Annotated in this window: 16 protein-coding genes; 12 read left to right on the top strand and 4 right to left on the bottom strand. The window is 51.7% G+C overall.

The genetic code is table 11. From position 1 onward, the window contains the following. Nucleotides 1-2: 2 nt before the first annotated feature. Complete coding sequence (locus tag AB4124_RS28990; RefSeq protein ID WP_076323073.1) at nucleotides 3-878, bottom strand: MurR/RpiR family transcriptional regulator; 876 nt, start codon at nucleotides 876-878, stop codon at nucleotides 3-5. A gap of 289 nt (nucleotides 879-1,167) precedes the next feature. On the opposite strand from AB4124_RS28990, the gene AB4124_RS28985 reads away from it, so the two are divergent. From AB4124_RS28985 to AB4124_RS28955, 7 genes are all read left to right on the top strand, one after another. Beyond that, the gene (locus AB4124_RS28985; RefSeq protein WP_006208732.1) at nucleotides 1,168-1,392 is read left to right on the top strand and encodes a helix-turn-helix domain-containing protein; all 225 of its coding nucleotides are present in this window, start codon (nucleotides 1,168-1,170) and stop codon (nucleotides 1,390-1,392) included. A 275-nt stretch (nucleotides 1,393-1,667) separates the two neighbouring features. Continuing rightward, the gene (locus tag AB4124_RS28980; protein WP_379411269.1) at nucleotides 1,668-1,940 is read left to right on the top strand and encodes a hypothetical protein; all 273 of its coding nucleotides are present in this window, start codon (nucleotides 1,668-1,670) and stop codon (nucleotides 1,938-1,940) included. Between the two features lie 36 nt (nucleotides 1,941-1,976). After that, complete coding sequence (locus AB4124_RS28975) at nucleotides 1,977-3,770, top strand: cache domain-containing sensor histidine kinase (RefSeq protein WP_441974982.1); 1,794 nt, start codon at nucleotides 1,977-1,979, stop codon at nucleotides 3,768-3,770. Further along, a complete protein-coding gene (locus AB4124_RS28970; RefSeq protein WP_441974981.1) occupies nucleotides 3,745-4,530 on the top strand; it encodes a response regulator transcription factor in 786 nt (261 codons plus the stop codon). The genes AB4124_RS28975 and AB4124_RS28970 overlap by 26 nt, the downstream gene beginning before the upstream one ends. A gap of 115 nt (nucleotides 4,531-4,645) precedes the next feature. After that, nucleotides 4,646-5,965 carry an extracellular solute-binding protein gene (locus AB4124_RS28965; protein WP_441974980.1) on the top strand — a complete coding sequence of 440 codons (1,320 nt, stop codon included), beginning with the start codon at nucleotides 4,646-4,648 and terminating at the stop codon, nucleotides 5,963-5,965. Nucleotides 5,966-6,064: 99 nt separating this feature from the next. Next, nucleotides 6,065-6,946 (top strand): carbohydrate ABC transporter permease, encoded by an 882-nt coding sequence (locus AB4124_RS28960; protein ID WP_076323078.1) that lies wholly within the window; start codon nucleotides 6,065-6,067, stop codon nucleotides 6,944-6,946. 13 nt (nucleotides 6,947-6,959) lie between these two features. Further along, entirely contained in the window at nucleotides 6,960-7,844 is an 885-nt protein-coding gene (locus AB4124_RS28955) for a carbohydrate ABC transporter permease (RefSeq protein WP_441974979.1), read from the top strand. Between the two features lie 209 nt (nucleotides 7,845-8,053). Here the strand turns inward: AB4124_RS28955 and AB4124_RS28950 are convergent, their stop codons facing one another. From AB4124_RS28950 to AB4124_RS28940, 3 genes are read right to left on the bottom strand one after another with little or no spacing between them, the layout of a single operon-like run. Further along, nucleotides 8,054-9,439 carry a nucleoside recognition domain-containing protein gene (locus tag AB4124_RS28950; RefSeq protein WP_441974978.1) on the bottom strand — a complete coding sequence of 462 codons (1,386 nt, stop codon included), beginning with the start codon at nucleotides 9,437-9,439 and terminating at the stop codon, nucleotides 8,054-8,056. Beyond that, nucleotides 9,390-10,136, bottom strand: a complete 747-nt coding sequence (locus AB4124_RS28945) for a FeoB small GTPase domain-containing protein (RefSeq protein ID WP_441974977.1) — start codon at nucleotides 10,134-10,136, stop codon at nucleotides 9,390-9,392. The genes AB4124_RS28950 and AB4124_RS28945 overlap by 50 nt, the downstream gene beginning before the upstream one ends. Beyond that, nucleotides 10,133-10,384, bottom strand: a complete 252-nt coding sequence (locus AB4124_RS28940) for a FeoA family protein (RefSeq protein WP_098742506.1) — start codon at nucleotides 10,382-10,384, stop codon at nucleotides 10,133-10,135. The genes AB4124_RS28945 and AB4124_RS28940 overlap by 4 nt, the downstream gene beginning before the upstream one ends. Before the next feature lie 235 nt (nucleotides 10,385-10,619). Between AB4124_RS28940 and AB4124_RS28935 the strand changes: the two genes are divergently transcribed. The 5 genes from AB4124_RS28935 (at nucleotide 10,620) to AB4124_RS28915 (ending at nucleotide 17,181) form a co-directional block, all read left to right on the top strand. Further along, nucleotides 10,620-11,687, top strand: a complete 1,068-nt coding sequence (locus AB4124_RS28935; RefSeq protein ID WP_441975012.1) for a flavin-containing monooxygenase — start codon at nucleotides 10,620-10,622, stop codon at nucleotides 11,685-11,687. Continuing rightward, nucleotides 11,668-11,973, top strand: a complete 306-nt coding sequence (locus AB4124_RS28930) for an ArsR/SmtB family transcription factor (protein ID WP_100540774.1) — start codon at nucleotides 11,668-11,670, stop codon at nucleotides 11,971-11,973. The genes AB4124_RS28935 and AB4124_RS28930 overlap by 20 nt, the downstream gene beginning before the upstream one ends. Before the next feature lie 369 nt (nucleotides 11,974-12,342). Continuing rightward, nucleotides 12,343-14,067 (top strand): proline--tRNA ligase, encoded by a 1,725-nt coding sequence (locus AB4124_RS28925; RefSeq protein WP_441974976.1) that lies wholly within the window; start codon nucleotides 12,343-12,345, stop codon nucleotides 14,065-14,067. 462 nt (nucleotides 14,068-14,529) lie between these two features. Next, nucleotides 14,530-15,540, top strand: coding sequence for an MBL fold metallo-hydrolase (locus tag AB4124_RS28920; RefSeq protein WP_441974975.1), 1,011 nt, complete (start codon nucleotides 14,530-14,532; stop codon nucleotides 15,538-15,540). A gap of 456 nt (nucleotides 15,541-15,996) precedes the next feature. Then, entirely contained in the window at nucleotides 15,997-17,181 is a 1,185-nt protein-coding gene (locus tag AB4124_RS28915) for a glucose-1-phosphate adenylyltransferase (protein WP_441974974.1), read from the top strand. Nucleotides 17,182-17,184: the final 3 nt, after the last annotated feature.

Below are 17,184 nucleotides of genomic sequence, written 5' to 3'. Positions count from 1 at the left end.
GGTTATTGTCCTCCTCGGCTTTTGCGATAGTTTTGAACATTAAGATATGATTGCTCCAGACGGGGAACATACGTAGAGAAGTCCCGACTGGCCATACCCATGAACAGGATGTCAATAATGTGAAGCTGGGCGATACGCGAAGCCATGTCTCCCCGACGCATTCCTTCCTCTAATGAAGATGAATACAGTGTGATGTCTGCCAGAGCGGAGATGGCACTGCTTCGGTACGACGTGATGCTGACCGTGAAGGCGCCGGCGTCTTTGGCACAATTCAACGCATCGATGGTCTCCGGCGTTTCGCCGGAGTATGAAACAGCCACGGCAACATCGCTTGAAGTCAGTGTGGAGGCTGATGTGATCTGCATATGCGAATCTGCAAAAGCCGTGCAGTTTTTGCCGATCCGGATCAGCTTCTGGTAGAAGTCCTGTGCCACAATGGAAGAGGTAGCCACTCCATACAGATCAATGCGCTTCGCGCGGCATAGGGCATCCACCGCACGCTCCAGCTGACCCAAATCGAGCAGCTCTGTCGTATCCCGGATCGAAGTCAGATGATTGGATTCAATCGCCTCGACGATGCCGGCAAGCGGGTTGCCAGCAACGATATCCTGGTAGCGCGTATTTCCCGTGCGCGAAGCCATCTCGGCATGAGCGATCTCAGCCGCGAGCTTGAGCTTAAAATCAGGATACCCCTTACACTGAAAGTTCTTACAAAAACGGGTTACAGTGGCAGCGCTGACCTCACACTGCTCTGCAAGATCTTTAATGCCCATATGCACAATCTCGGATGGAGCTGTCAAAATAAACTCTGCGAGTCGTCGTTCCTGACGGGGCAGACTTTCCTTTTCGACAGAAATAATATGCAAGATTGGTGTCATCAAAAGCCTCCTTCAAGGTTCCCGGTGAGCTTATTGCCTGGGCATAACGAATGGGATTCTCATTTTGAAAATAATTTTTAAAAATATGAAAAAAAAAGAAAATAATTTTTACACCCCCATCATAGACCAACTTACGAGAGGAAGCAAGGACAAAAATCGCCATTATGGACCAATCGCCCAAATTGTTCACCTCATTCGCACCTTCTCTCCTGATCTGACATAAGATGAGTTGACTGTATCCCTTACCCTTGTTAGACCACACATACCCGGGCAAGGAGGGGTGACACCATTGAAGGGGACCGACCACAACAGTAAGTTCTTGTTAACCCACCGTGAACGCGAAGTTTTTGAATTGCTAGTGCAGGACAAAACGACTCGCGATATCGCCGGGCAGTTGTTTATTAGCGAAAAGACGGTGCGTAACCACATCTCCAATGTCATGCAAAAATTAAACGTCAAGGGCCGTTCGCAAGCTGTCGTTGAGTTGATAAAACTCGGTGAGTTGAAGATCTGACACCATGCCGGTTGCATGAACGAAAGCACAGCGAAAGCCTTCCTTCCCGTAGCAACGGGAGTGAGAAGGCTTTTTTGTGTTTTCATTCCGGGAAAATATATTCTGTGATTGGAAATGGTAGGAACCGCCATGACAAATAGAGATATGTTAAAATGTTCGCAGTTGGTATTAGTTGTAGCATTCGTCGTTTATACGTGATCATGGGGTGCGAATCTGCTAATCGTTTGGTAGCTATTTTGTACAAATAGCCTGTACATGTCGGAGGTGAAATAAACATGGGATGGATGATCGGGATGATGGCCGGAGTGGTTCTTGTTCTTCTTGTATTTGTAGGGTTCCGGCGCAAGAAAAGCAGCGGAAGTGAGCGTAATGTCATTCATTTGAAAACAAAAACGCGGACCCGCAGCGGGCAGGATGGACAAGCGTGCAGTAAATGCCGCCGCAAGCGCCAATTAATCTTTTGCGCGGATGACTCCGGCGCTGTAAGAGGGCTGTGCACCGATTGCAAAAGAGAGCTTGAACGGCATCAGGAATTATATCCCCTTTAGTGAATAACAGTTCCCAATCGAAAGGGAGTGCAGAACTTGAACAGGTTTGGCAGGCTGAATACACTGCGGAATCAAATTTTCCTTGGATTTATGCTGGTGATGGTTATCGTATTGGCATTGGTCGGGGTGTTTGTATATGATCAGGTTTCGGCCTTGCTGCGCACCAGTGCGGAGAAGCATATTCAGCAGACGGCCGTGCAGGCCACGGGTAAGCTGGATGCGCTGCTCAAGCAGGTGGATACATTGACGGCTCAAGTCTCGACGAACGCAACGGTTCAGCGTTTTCTGGCGCAGGAGACCGCGGGTAAGTCGATTACATTCGGAGAACGGCAGTCCCTTCAACAGGAGGTTCGTAAATATGAAGCCTATGCTACGGGCATCCGGTCGCTGGAATTATATACGAAGGACTATCGGCGGCTGTTTCCGCTGGATGAAGGCCGTCTGACCAGCCGGGTTAGGGGCGATTGGATTGCTACGGCAGACCAGGGCATGGGGAAGCTGGTATGGTTCGGTCAGGATCCCCGGGATCCGGATGTGGTGGTAGCGGTACGGAGAATCCGTCTGATTGACCATTCCTTTGCCCACGGCGGGTACTTGCTCGTGAAGCTGGAGAAGGACTATTTTGCGCTGGCGGATTCGGCTGGCGGTACGGGCAGCGATTCGCGTGAAACGATGGGATTGTTTGATCAGGCTGGGAATGAAATCTCGTCGGATTTTGTTACCCCGGTGGATGCGAAGGAGGTTTTGCAACGCGAAGGGGAGACGGTTACGCTTGGTCATGAAAATTACATTGCCGTACAGAAACAGTCTGAGGCCACGGGTTGGAACTTGGTCATCATGACACCTGTTGATTATACGACTGAGGGGATATCGGTGCTGCGAACCGCGATTATCGTATCCGGGGGCGTTGGTGCGCTGCTGTTTCTGATTTTAAGCTTTATTCTGACCACGATGATCATCCGGCCGATTTTGAATCTGATCAAAGCCATGCGCGGCGTGAGGCTGGGGACGCTGAGGCCCATTGCCGTCACCTCGAAGACGATGGAGATCAACGAGCTTAACAATTCATACAACCAGATGGTAGATTCGCTGAACGAATTAATCGAGGTCGTGTATCAGAAGGAAATCATTCAGAGCCGGACAGAACTTAAAGCGCTGCAGGCACAGATCAATCCGCACTTTCTCTTTAACACATTGGAAGCGTTTTATTGGGCGCTGGATGATCAAGGCGAAGAAGAGCTGGCCCAAATCGTGGTTGCGATGTCCGGCTTATTCCGTTACGTCATTAACCGCAAAGACGAGGATGAGTGGGTAACAATCAGGGACGAGCTGGATCATGCTGAACGTTATTTGATGATTATGAAAATGCGGATGCTGGACCGGTTATCCTGGAAAATTGAGGCCGATGAAGCTAGCAAAAGCGTGCCGATTCCGAAGCTGTTGATTCAGCCGATCGTGGAAAATGCGATCCTGCACGGGGTTGAACAGCGATTGGGGCCAGGCGCCGTCATTGTGCGGGCGAATGCCTCCGATCACCCTGGATATACGGTCATTTCGGTTACCGACGACGGCCCCGGAATGGACGAGGAGACGGTGGCCTCTCTTTATTCCTCCATGGAAAAAGGATACACGGAATCTTCTAAAAAAAGCGGTGTCGGCATTGCCAATGTAGAGCAACGAATCCGGTTGTATTACGCTTCCGGACAAGCCGGCCTGCTTATTCACAGCGTGGTGGGTCAGGGAACGACGGTCTCATTTCAAATTCCGAATGATGTTCAGGCTAACGATGCCAAGGGGGAGAAGCATGAAAACGATACTGATCGTGGATGATGAACCGAGAACGAGGGAAGGGGTAAGAAAGACCCTGGAGGCATGGTCGTCTGGCCGCTGCAGAATCGTGACGGCATCAAGCGGCGTAGAGGCGCTGGAGTGGCTGCAGGGACAGGTGGCTCATCTGGTGGTGACGGACATCCGCATGCCGGAAATCGGGGGACTCGAGCTCATAGAGAGATTGCATGAATTAGAGCATCCGCCGGTCATTATTGTCATATCCGGTTATTCGGTATTCGATTATGCCCGGAAAGCGCTGCAATATGGCGTCGTGGATTACCTCCTGAAGCCGCTGGATAAGCGGAAGCTGGTGGCTGCGGTCGAATCGGCTCTGGAACGCCGGGAAAAAATAGATCGGATCGAGCGGATGGAGAAGCTGGTGGATCCCAAACTGCTGGAGACGTCGCAGCAGGATAAGCGCTACAGCATCCAGGTACAGGAAGCGCTGAAGCACGTGGATCAGCATCTTCAGGAGTCGGTATCGCTTAAGGAAGTTGCAGACGTGCTTCATCTGAATTCCAGTTATTTCAGCGTGTTATTCAAAGAGCAGACGGGGCTCACCTTCAGCGAATATCTGACGCGCCGCAGGGTGCAGCGGGCCAAGGAGCTGCTGGCGGGCACCTCGCTGCCTGTCGCGGAAATTGCAGAGAAGGTAGGATACCAAACGGCAAAATATTTTGTGAAGGTGTTCCGTGATCTTGAGGAAGTAAGCCCGAGTCAATACCGCCAGAGCGTATCCGATAACGGGGCGGAAATCTAATAAAAGTGGAATTAGTCCCAATCATTATGACCTTATACAATCATCCCCTCACTGATAAAATTTGATTAAAGCGGTTTCAATACGCGAACAGCATACTAGAAAAGGGGTTGTAAACGTGTTCAATAAAAAATGGACGGTTCTGCTTTTAACATTGTGTCTCGCTCTGGTTGCGGCTGGTTGTGGATCGAGCAACAGCAGCACGGGGGACTCAGGCAGCAGCGGCAGCGAAGGCGAGAAAGTTACGGTGAACTTCATGCACTTATGGCCGGCAGGCGTTTCTGCAGGACAGAACAAAATCGTGAATCAGATCATCGAAGAATATCAAAAAGAGAATCCGAACGTGACGATCAAACAGGAAGTTCTGGATAATGAGCAATACAAAAATAAATTGAAAGTGCTTTCCGCGTCGAACGAGCTTCCGGACGTAGGGGTGACCTGGGCAGCCGGATTCCTGAAGCCTTATGTAGAAGGCAGCTTGTTCGCGCCGGTAGATGATTTGCTGGGGGGTCAGCTTAACGGTAAATTCGTAGCTGGCACGACCGAGGCTTATGCGATTGACGGCAAAACGTATGCGCTTCCACTCGAGTTCAATATCGCGCCGGTATATTACAACAAAACGATATTCGAACAGCTTAACTTGGAAGTGCCGCAAACCTACGAAGAATTCAAGAATGTTGTGAAGGCGCTGTCCGATAACGGGATTGCTCCTATCGCACTAGGCAACAAGGACCGCTGGACCGGTTCGCTCTGGTACATGTACCTGGCAGATCGAATCGGCGGACAAGAAACGCTTTCCAGTGCAATTAGCGGTTCGGGTTCCTTCAAGGATGAATCGCTTGTAAAGGCAGCCGCAGAGGTTCAATCGCTGGTGGATGGCAATGCGTTTGTCAAAGGGTTCAACGGCTTATCCAACGAGGAAGCGAAATCCGAATTCCTGAACGGCAAAGCGGCCATGTACATGATGGGCACCTGGGAACTGCCTAACTTTACGACCAATGAAGAGATCCCGCAAGAGTTCCGCGACAGCGTCGGTTTCTTCAAATTCCCGACGGTTGAAGGCGGCAAAGGCGATATTAACAGCTGGGTAGGCGGACCGGGTGTTGGCTTGTTTATTGGCGAGAACTCCAAGGTGAAAGAGGAATCCAAGAAGTTCGTTGAGTATTTCGTAACCAAGTGGGGCGAGCAGTCCGTTACAGGTGCTGGTGTCATCCCGGCAACGAAGGTGGATACCTCAACGCTTGAGCTTCCACAGCTGTACATCGATCTGTTTGATGAAATGAATCAAGCAAGCAGTATCACCTTGTTCGCGGATGTACAGATGGAGGCGAATGCCGCCGAGACGCATCTGAACATGATTCAGGCGCTCTTCGGCAAAGCCGTAACGCCGGACAAATTCTCCGAGGAGCATGATGCAGCGATCTCCAAAGGGAACTAAGACTCTTTAGGACAACAAAGAAACGGGACCCTGGTTTATCCGGCAGTGATGCCGGATAAATCTTTCCTCTAGACCATATGGAGAAAGGAGTCGGACACTTTGGATAAAGTGATGTCCAACAAAAAAATCATCGCGCTGTACGTGCTGCCTGCACTGCTTGTGATTATGGCCGTCGTTTATATTCCAATTCTATTGACCGCCTATTACGGACTGAACGAATGGAACGGCATTGGTGCAATGACCTTTATCGGACTCGATAATTACCAGGCGCTGCTCTCGGACGGCAAGTTCTGGGATAGTGCATGGCACTCTCTGCTGTTAGCCGTATTCTCGGCTGCAAGCCTTATGATCTATCTGGCCGTGGCGATGGTGCTGGCCTCCAAGATCAAAGGCGCCAACCTGTTCCGCAAAATCTATCTCATACCCATGCTGCTGTCCTCCGTTGCGATCGCGCAGCTGTGGCTCCGCATTTACCACCCGACGAACGGGATTGTGAACAGCTTCCTGGAGTCCATCGGGATCACGAACCCGCCTGCATGGCTTGCTGAGTCGTCGCTTGTCTTGTTTGCTTTGTTTATTCCGATTCTGTGGCAGTATGCCGGTTTTTATATTTTGATCTATTATGCAGCTCTGAAGAACATCCCGGCATCGCTGGTCGAAGCTGCAAAGATCGACGGGGCAACCTCCATGCAAATTGCGTTCCGGATCAAGCTTCCACTCATCATGGAAGTGATTAAGGTTACGATCGTGCTGGCGGTGGTAGGTTCCTTGAAATATTTTGACCTCATCTTTGTCATGACGGACGGGGGGCCTAACGGCGCGAGCGAAGTGATGGCTTCCTATATGTATCATACGGCTTTCCGCGCTTATGATTTCGGTTACGGCAGCGCGATCGGGTTCTTCCTGCTGGTGATCTGTCTGATCGTAACGTGGGTCATCCGGAAATTAACGGCATCAAAAGAAACGATCCAATATTCATAAGGAGGGAAACTTCATGATATCCGGAGCCACAGGACAACTCCAAGACCGGCGCGCTCGGTCCGGAAACGGAGTGGGAGGTAAGCTGGGTTACACGCTGCTGTATATCGTGCTGATCGGAGTAGCCGTATTTCAGCTGTTTCCGCTCGTATGGCTGCTGCTGTTCTCATTAAAAAACAATCAGGAAGTATTCGATCTTCCTCCGCTGTCCCTTCCGATGAATCCGCGCTGGGAGAATTACGAGAAAGTATGGAGTGCCGGCAACATCAGCGTTTATTTTCTGAATAGCGTCTGGATTACCGTCGTAGCAACAGCACTAACGGTCATATTAGGGAGTCTTGTCACCTTCGCGATTACCAGAATGAAGTGGAAGGGCAGTTCCTTTGTCCTCGGTTTGTTCATGGTTGCCATGATGATACCGGTTCATTCCACCTTGATCCCGCTGTTCAGCATGTTCAACAAGGTTGGCTTGACCGATCATCCGGTTTCTTTGATATTGTCGTACGTGGCTTTCAATATGCCGATTACGATTATGATTCTGCTCGGGTTTTATTACACACTGCCAAAGGAAGTGGAAGAAGCAGCGGTCATGGACGGCTGCTCGGTTCACCGGGTCTTCTTCCGGATTGTGCTTCCGATGACGGGCTCGGTGCTGGCGACAACAGCAATCATTAACATGATCTACAACTGGAACGAGTTTATTTTCGTGAATACGTTTATCAGCTCAGATATGTTCAAGACGCTTACCGTCGGCGTACAGAATTTTATCGGGCAATATACAACCGATTGGGGTGCTATCGGCGCAACCTTGATGATCAGTATTTTGCCAATTCTGCTGATGTTCCTTTTCCTCAGCGATCGTATCGTGGAAGGCATCGCTGCAGGGTCGGTGAAAGGTTAAGTTTCATAGAACTCATCTATTTCCGGATGAAAAAATATCGAGCCGCTTCAAGAGACTTCTTGGGGTGGCTCGTTTGCTTTATATATGTTTCTATTTGCAGCATGGCTATCAGAAGAAGAGGCATCCCAAGGTTGGATCAACCTTTTGGGATGCCTCATAGAATGTACGATTTTGCTTTGTTTGATGCAGATTCCATCCCTATCGTTACGTTAAACCCATCCCAATGCCCGGGCCACCTGAGTAACAAGGAAGGTAACGCCGATTGCGATAGCCGTCGGGATGGCAAAGGACAGGAACGTCCACTTCGCGCTTTTGGTTTCCTTCCAGATGTTGACGAGCGTGGTTCCGCAAGGATAGTGGAGCAGTGAGAACAGCATCATGTTTAGCGCGGTCAGCCAGGTCCAGCCTTGATCCAGGAAGATTTGCTTAAGGGCAAACATATCGGTAACCTCGGTCAGGGAGCCCGTAGCCAAATATCCCATCAGCAGGATTGGCAGCACGATTTCATTTGCGGGCAGTCCGATGATGAAGGCCATCAGAATGAAGCCGTCGAGTCCGAGCGCTCGCGCAAACGGATCAAGGAATTCAACGAAATGAACCAGAATGCTGGAATCGCCAATATAGATGTTGGCAAGTACCCAGGTAAGCACGCCTGCAGGCGCTGCTACGATAATGGCTCTGCGCAGGACATAGATGGTTTTATCCAGGGTTGACCGGAGAATCGTATTCAGAATCTTCGGTTTACGGTATGGCGGCAGCTCCAGGGTGTAGTGGGAAGGAATGCCTTTCAAGGCGGTTTTAGATAATCCCCATGATACCGCGAGCGTGACAACGACACCGATCAGCACCATGCCCATAACAACGGAAGCCGTCACGAGCGTCTGGGCTCCTCCCGAAAAACCTGCAGCCATGAACAAGGAGGCCAGCAGGATCAGGGTTGGCCAGCGGCCGTTGCAGGGTACGAAGTTGTTGGTCAGAATGGCGAGCATTCGCTCCCGCGGCGACTCGATAATCCGGGTCGACATAATGGCCGCCGCATTGCAGCCGAATCCCATCGCCATGGTAAGGGACTGCTTGCCGTGCGCCCCCGTTTTTTTGAACAGGCGGTCCAGGTTAAAGGCTACCCGAGGCAAATAGCCATAGTTCTCAAGCAGCGCAAAGGCCGGAAAGAAGATGGCCATGGGAGGCAGCATGACACTGACGACCCAGGAGGTACCCCGGAACAATCCGAGTATCAGCACACCATAGAGCCAATCGGGAGCATGGAGAGCCTGAAAGGCCATCGTCAGGTATCCTTCGATCCAGCCAAAGAAACTTGCCAGCATGGAGGAAGGCACGTTAGCGCCTGCGATCGTTAAGTAAAAAATAACGCCGAGCATGGCCAGCATGATCGGAAATCCCCACAGCTTGGAGGTGAAGATGCGGTCCAGACGCTCGGAACGGTACAGAAGCTCCCGGTTGGTCACGGTGACGGCTTCACTGCACAGCTCGCGGGATTTTCTGAATAACTCACCCACGATATCTTCCCGAACATCCTCTACCTGCTCAGCAGGAATGATGGCTGTTAGAGCTTCCAAGCGCTTTAGCTGTTCCAAGTGAAATCCCCCCTTTATCCGAAGCTTTTAATCGGTCTTTCAGCGTCGCGATCAGCCTCCGGTCTCCATCGAGAAAACGGATGGCCAGCCATCTGGCTGGATATTCATCGCCGAAAATGTCTCGTAATTCGGACTCCAGGCCGGAAATTTGCGCTTCCAGCTGTTCGTTATATTTCATCCGGTACGGCGTAGTCGGAGTCTGCCCTGTGCACATTAGAAGCAGCTGCTCGGACAGGGTATCCAGCCCATCGTTATTTCTGGCTGATATCGGAATGACGGGAACGCCGAGCTGATCCGTAAGCTTGCGTGTGTTAATCTTGATTCCTTTTTTCTTCGCTTCATCCATCAGATTCAGGCAGACGATGACCCGGTCGGTCATTTCCAACACTTGAAGCGCAAGGTTAAGACTTCTTTCCAGCGCCGTAGAATCCAGAACCAGCAGGGTAACGTCCGGTTTCTCAAAAATAATATAATCGCGCGCCACTTCTTCATCGGCCGAGTTGGAGAACAAGGAGTACGTTCCGGGCAGATCGATAAATTGGAAGCGGGTGTCTTTGTAATCGTAATTGCCGCTTGCGAGACTAACCGTTTTGCCGGACCAGTTGCCGGTGTGCTGCTTTAGGCCGGTGAGGGCATTAAAAAGCGTGCTTTTGCCCGTGTTCGGGTTGCCAGCCAGTGCGACAGTAAAAGTTCTCATGATGACATCACCTTACCCCAGATTAACTGACTTTCTTCTTTTCTTAATGCAATGACGGTACCTGCTACTCTATAAGAGGTGGGGTCACCGAGCGGGCTGGCTTTCAGCACTTCGATAACGGAACCCGGAACGAATCCGAGGTCCAGAAGCCGCCGTTTATGCTCCCCGCGGATATCCACCTGTTCAATCAGAAACCGCTCGCCGAGCGCTGCCTGATGCAAATGCTGCCTATTCTTTGTCTCATCCATAAAGTTTAACCTCTCCCTACTAAATTGGGCCGAGCATATAATGTTTCCTCAAAGCAACTTTATGCCTATATTATGACTGAATGCGTGTGTTGTCAACTGAATTCATCAGATATTTATTCGAGTTTCATGCGGCGTTTGACGATGCAATCACCATTTTATGCTTGAAGGGAGAACAAGATCCATGTAATATGTATATATGAGCAATTATTCATATAATTGGAGTGATACCAATATGATGTGGGATGTAATCGTTATCGGCGCGGGGCAGGCAGGATTGGCAACCGGCTATTGGTTGCGGCAGGCAGGGATGAAGTTTCTGTTGTTGGATCGGGGATCGGAGGCAGGCGATGCATGGAAGACGAGATATGATTCGCTGAAGTTGTTTACACCGAGAACTCACAGTGCATTGCATGGAATGAGGATAGATGGGGATCCGGACGGGTTCCCGGACAAAGATGAAATGGCTTCCTATCTGAAATCCTATGCAGAACGGTTTAAGCTGCCCATCCAATTTGAGACGGATGTGAAGTGTGTCCATAAGGAAGAAGATAGGTTTATAATCGAAACCCATGAGGGAGAATATCATGCGAAGTCGCTGATCATCGCTACCGGGCCGTTCCGGCAGCCTCGTATTCCGGTGTTTGCAGCATCGGTTCCAGCGGATATTGTCCAGATGCACTCCTCCGATTACAGGCGACCTTCCCAGCTTCAAGAGGGCGGCGTTCTTGTAGTTGGCGGCGGGAACAGCGGGGCGCAGCTAGCGGTCGAACTGTCTGGCGGTCGGGAAACGTATTTGGCTCTTGGACAGCAGCCGCGGTATTTACCCATGACCGTTGGGGGCAAGGGGATGTTCTGGTGGTTGGACAAACTCGGCATTTTATCAGCCAGCGGTTCCTCCTGGGTGGGACGTAAGCTGAAGCGTCGGGGAGACCCGATTTTTGGATATGAATTGAAACAAGCGGTCAAGTGCGGTAAAGTGGTGTTGAAAAAGAGAGTCGTTGATGCCGGCGCTTCCGGCATGCGATTCGAGGATGGAACGGAGCTTAAGGTCCGGAATATCATCTGGGCAACCGGCTTTGTTTCCAGCTATGATTGGCTTCATGTGGATCAAGCGCTGAATCATAAGAAGGCTGTTATTCATACACGCGGTATCAGTCCGGTGAAGGGGCTCTATTATGTAGGTTTGCCTTGGCAGACGCACCGGGGCTCCGCACTCTTGGCAGGAGTTTCACGGGATGCCCGCGAAATCGTTCAAGCCATTATGGAGAAGAGGGGATTAGTTTATGGAAAAAGAGCACCATGAGCTGCTGCACGAAGACCAGGCCATGGAAGCGTCACGACTGCTGAAGGCCATTTCGGATCCGACGCGGATCCGGATTCTTCATTTGCTCTCGCAAGAAGAATGCCCGGTCGGCCATATTGCCGAGGTGCTTGGCATGAGTCAGTCGGCGGTATCCCACCAGCTTGGCTATCTGCGCAGTTTAAGACTGGTCAAATACCGCAGGGATGGAAATACATATTTTTATACGTATGAAGATGAGCATGTCATCGGGATCTTACGGCAGGTGCTGGACCATATCGCTCATTAGAAATGCCTAACCTAATCATGCTTGACATTCCAACCGTCCGGCTGTAATGTATTGGAAAATGAATTTCCCGTGAATAACGATCATCAAGGACATGAGGATGCATGATTCGGCGAGACAGAAAAGAAGCCCCCGGCTGAAAGGCTTCCACCGCTTGGCTGCGTCCTTCCTACCTTGTAGTTGCCCGCTGTCAACAAGCGGAGCCGGTTCGGCCCGTTACCGCCTGATGAAGCATCTTGCAAGGAGCGCCTTTTGCGCCTCACAAGATGGAATCAGGGTGGTACCACGAGCACATTCGTCCCTAGGAGCGAATGTGCTCTTTTTTGCGCTCAGGCAGGTTCATTCATGGATATAAGAAGGAGTATGAGGAAGATGCGGCAAAGCCAATTATTGATGACAACGATGCGTGATGTGCCTTCCGAGGCGGAGGCACTGAGCCATCAATGGATGCTCCGCGGCGGCTATATCCGTCAAACGGCGGCAGGAATCTATTCGTATCTGCCGCTGGGATGGCGGGTCTTGCGGAAGATCGAAGCGATTATTCGGAAGGAAATGGATGCCTCTGGCGGGCAGGAGATGCTCATGCCCGCTGTCCAGCCCGCCGAGCTGTGGAAGGAATCGGGCAGGTACGATATTTACGGATCGGAACTCATCAGGCTGCATGACCGCCATGACCGGGAGTTCGTGCTTGGGCCAACCCATGAAGAAGTGATTACGTCTATCGTTCGCCAAGAGATTTCTTCCTACCGGAAGCTGCCGGTCAACCTGTACCAAATTCAGAGCAAATACCGGGATGAGCGGCGTCCGCGATTCGGCCTGCTGCGGGGCCGTGAATTCCTGATGAAGGATGCGTATTCTTTCGACCGGGACTGGGAGGGCCTGGATGTGTCCTACCGGAACATGTATGAAACGTATGAACGAATCTTTAGGCGCTGCGGTCTGACGTTCCGGGCGGTGGAAGCTGATGCAGGTGCCATTGGTGGGCAAGGGGAAACCCATGAGTTTATGGCGCTGGCGGATATAGGCGAGGATACCGTTGTTTCGTGCAGCGATTGCAGTTATGCAGCAAATCTGGAGCGTGCGGAGTCTAAGGTTCCGGCTGAGCAGGCTGATAGGAAGTCCGCGGCCGCTGACGTTCATTCTGCCATAGAGCAGATATTGACGCCAAATGTGAAGAGTATTCAGGAATTGACTAACTTCCTCCAAGTCGGCTCGGAGCAATTGATCAAGACACTGATTTATCAAGTGGACGGAGAACGAGTCGCGGTCCTTGTCCGGGGAGACCGTGAAGCGAACGAGGCAAAAGTGAAGTCTTACCTAGAAGCAGAACTCGCGGAATTAGCGAGTGCCGAAGAGGTGATGCAGGCGACGGGAGCCCCAGTCGGGTTTGCGGGACCGGTAGGCCTTTCCCTAAAAGTATTGGTCGATTGCGAAGTAGCAGCGATGGCAGAGGGGATTACCGGTGGCAACCAAGGGGATCTCCATTTAAAGGGGGTCCGCCCAGGACGTGATTTTTCGCTGGAGTATACCGGCGACTTTCGGAATGTAATCGAAGGAGAACCTTGCCCGCGCTGCGGAGCACCGCTCGAATTTCATCGCGGGATTGAGCTTGGACATGTGTTCAAGCTGGGTACGAAATACAGTGACGCCATGAACGGTATGTATCTGGATTCCGACGGGCGGGAGAAGCCGCTGATCATGGGCTGCTACGGTATTGGCGTCTCCCGCGTCATGGCCGCCATCGCCGAGCAGCGTATCTCGGATGAGCGATTGGTCTGGCCGATGTCCGTCGCTCCGTTCAAGGTGCACATTATCCCGGTTGCGGTTAAGGATGAGGCCCAAATGAAACTGGCTGAACATATCTACAGCGAGCTGAACAAGGCTGGTCTGGAGCCGCTGTTGGATGACCGGGACGAACGGGCCGGCGTCAAGTTCAAGGATGCCGACCTCGCCGGCGCTCCGCTGCGTCTGATCGTTGGCCGCGGTGCAGCTAACGGAGAGGTCGAATGGATGGGCGAGGACGGAATCAAGATCCACCTGCCTGTCGAGGAAGCCATCCAGCGCTCACGCGAGGAGGTAGCCCGCCAGCTGAAGTGAATACTACGGAGCCTCTCAATATGAGTTGGGTATTCATTAAGCTGGAGATGAGTAGAAGGTATTAAATTTAAGTCGCCCAACGGCAGGTCCTATATTGGAGATTAGAAGCTCGGAAATGTAGTGGGCACCGTGCAAGTCAGTAGGAGAGAAGGCAACCCAAACAGTTTTTGAGGTTGCCTTTTTGTTTTGTTAGAAGGGGAATGTGTGCATAGGCTTTCATGATTATGTTATGAATGACACAGCCGATCTACGCTTTATTATGAACGAGCACGAAGCAGCGGAGCGGACGAAACGATTCCGGAAAAGCGGCAGCGATTGGAGGAACGATACGTAGGTGCAGCGTCCTTTAATGGAAAACAGTAGCACTCTATACGAGGGACCCTTCTATACATATCCTGAATACAAGCTTATGATGAAAGAGTCGAATTTGAAGTCATAATGCGGATGGAGGTTGCATCTACAATGAATCAGGAAGAGAAGGGATCAAGCCCGGACATTCATTATATAGAAGAACATCAGCTCAGTCAGGTGAAGATTACATTGTCCAATCCCTTAAGATGGGTGAACAGCTATGTGCTGCGCGGAGATGACGGTATGACCGTCATCGATCCGGGGCCGCGTACGGCTGCTTCGGAGCGGGAATGGCTGGCGGCGATGGAGCAGCTCGGGTTCGGATTTAGCGACATCAACTCGATCGTGCTGACCCATCATCACCCGGACCACTATGGGCTTGCCGGGTGGTTTCAGGAGCGGTCGGGCGCCAAGGTGTGGATGTCAGAGCGGGCGCATCGGGAAGCGATGCTCATGTGGGGAACAGATTCCACGATGGATCACGAGCTCCCGGCGTTCTTCCGGCAGCATGGCATGCCGGAAACCAAGCTTTCCCTGCTGCCGGAGCATCTGAACGGCTTCTTCCCGCAAGTCACGCCGCAGCCGGACATATCGTTTATCGGCGAGGACCTGCCGTTTCGGATGGGCAACCGGATATGGGTACCGGTGCAAACGGCCGGCCATGCTCCGGGGCATCTGTCGTTCTTCCATGCGGAGAGCGGCGTTCTGTTATGCGGCGATGCCGTGCTGCCGCAAATTTCGCCCAACGTGAGCCTGCTGCCCGGCAGCGACGCCGAGCCGTTGGCGCTTTTCCTTGCAGGGCTGCGCCGCCTGCACGAACTGCATGTCCGGACGGCGTACCCCGGACACCGCCACCCGTTCACGCATTTCCGTGAACGGATCGATGCGCTCCTCCTCCATCACGAGGAGCGCCTGGCGACCATCGCCGGCATGCTGAGCGCTGCCGGACGGCTAACGGCCTTCGAGGTCTGCACCGCCCTCTTCGGCGAGAAGCTCGGCATCCACCAGCTGCGCTTCGCCATGTGCGAAGCGCTGGCCCATCTCGCCGAGTTGACCCGCCGCGGGGAAGCCGAGATGATCGAAACCGGGGACGGAATGCGCTATTTTTCTGTACGGAAATAGCCGTATTTCTGATATAATCAAGACATGAATAAAACCGTCTGCTTGTACGTTGACTTCCATCATGCGTAGAAAGGGCGGTTTTTTGTTTAATAGATTTAGAAGGTTACAATGTGGAGCATCCGTTGTCTGATACGGACCAGATCGTTACCCGCATAAATGCCGCAATCAGGATGCTTGGAAAGCGGCACCACGGCACTTTTTCTCTAGAGAAGAGAAGGCGCGTTCATTCCTAAGAAGGGGCTTTCTCCTGATTAGAGTCAGAGTTTCTCTCTACCCCGCATATAGTTGATATACCTTGCTGTTTAAGCAAGGCATCCCCTCAAGCGTTTTTTTCTTAATTACTCATCACCATGATCCACTCCACCATATTCGTATCGAAGCGTTCCCTTGGTTTAATCCGCAATTTTCATGTTCTAGGATTCGTATCTTATAAAGCCCCTTAAAGGAGAATCTGCCATGAAGAAAAAAGATGTGGTCGCCATGCTGCTCGCAGGAGGTCAAGGCAAACGGCTGAAAGGTCTGACGAAGACGCTGGCCAAGCCGGCTGTTTATTTTGGGGGTACATACCGGATCATTGATTTTCCGCTGAGCAACTGCTCCCATTCGGGAATCGACACGGTCGGGGTGTTAACCCAGTATGAACCACTGGTTCTGCATTCTTACATTGGCGTAGGAAGCGATTGGGATATGGACCGGTTGAATGGGGGCGTATTCGTGCTCCCGCCCCATGAACGCGAGGACGGGACGACCTGGTACCGCGGGACAGCGGATGCGATTTATCGGAATCTCAAGTTTATTGACCAGTACGATCCCGAGCACGTTTTGATTTTGTCGGGAGATCACATCTATAAGATGGATTACGACCGGATGCTGATTTATCACAAGGAGAAGGATGCCGATTGCACCATCTCCGTCATTGAGGTGAGCCTGGATGAAGCGAAGCGGTTCGGCATGGTGAATACGGATGAGAACTACCGTATTTTCGAGTTCGAGGAGAAGCCTGCGCACCCGAGGAGTACGACGGCATCCATGGGCGTTTATCTGTTCCGCTGGAAGCTGCTGCGATCTTATTTAATGCGGAATGCGGAGCTTTCGGATACAAGCCATGATTTTGGCAAAGACATTCTCCCGAGCATGCTAGAGGACGGCAAAACGCTGTACGCTTATCCGTTCGAAGGGTACTGGAAGGACGTCGGCACCATCGAGAGCCTATGGGAAGCTAACATGGATCTGCTCTGCAAGCACCCCAAGCTGGACTTGAACGATCCGATGTGGCGCATTTACACCCGGAACCCGAATCAGCCCGCAGAGTATATTTCTCCAACCGGCGTCGTCCGGAACAGCATGATTAACGAGGGCTGCACCGTATGTGGCGAGGTAGAGCATTCGATCCTCTTTTATGGGGTGGAGGTAGGGGAAGGCAGCGTCATTACCGATTCCGTCATCATGCCCAAGGTGCGCATCGGCAGCCATGTACGCATACACCGGGCTATTATCACCGAGGACATGGTTATTCAAGATCATGCCGTCATCGGTCCGCCTAAGGAAGATCCATCCCGAATTGTGCTTGTAAGCGATCAAGATGAAGACGTCCTGAAGCTGCTTCAATCGTCGTCTTCGTCCCATAATAATCAAGGTTAGGAC

It is taken from the genome of Paenibacillus sp. 2KB_20 (assembly GCF_052115765.1).
Taxonomy (GTDB): Bacteria; Bacillota; Bacilli; order Paenibacillales; family Paenibacillaceae; genus Paenibacillus_AQ.
This window is presented reverse-complemented; position numbering and strand designations above follow the sequence as displayed.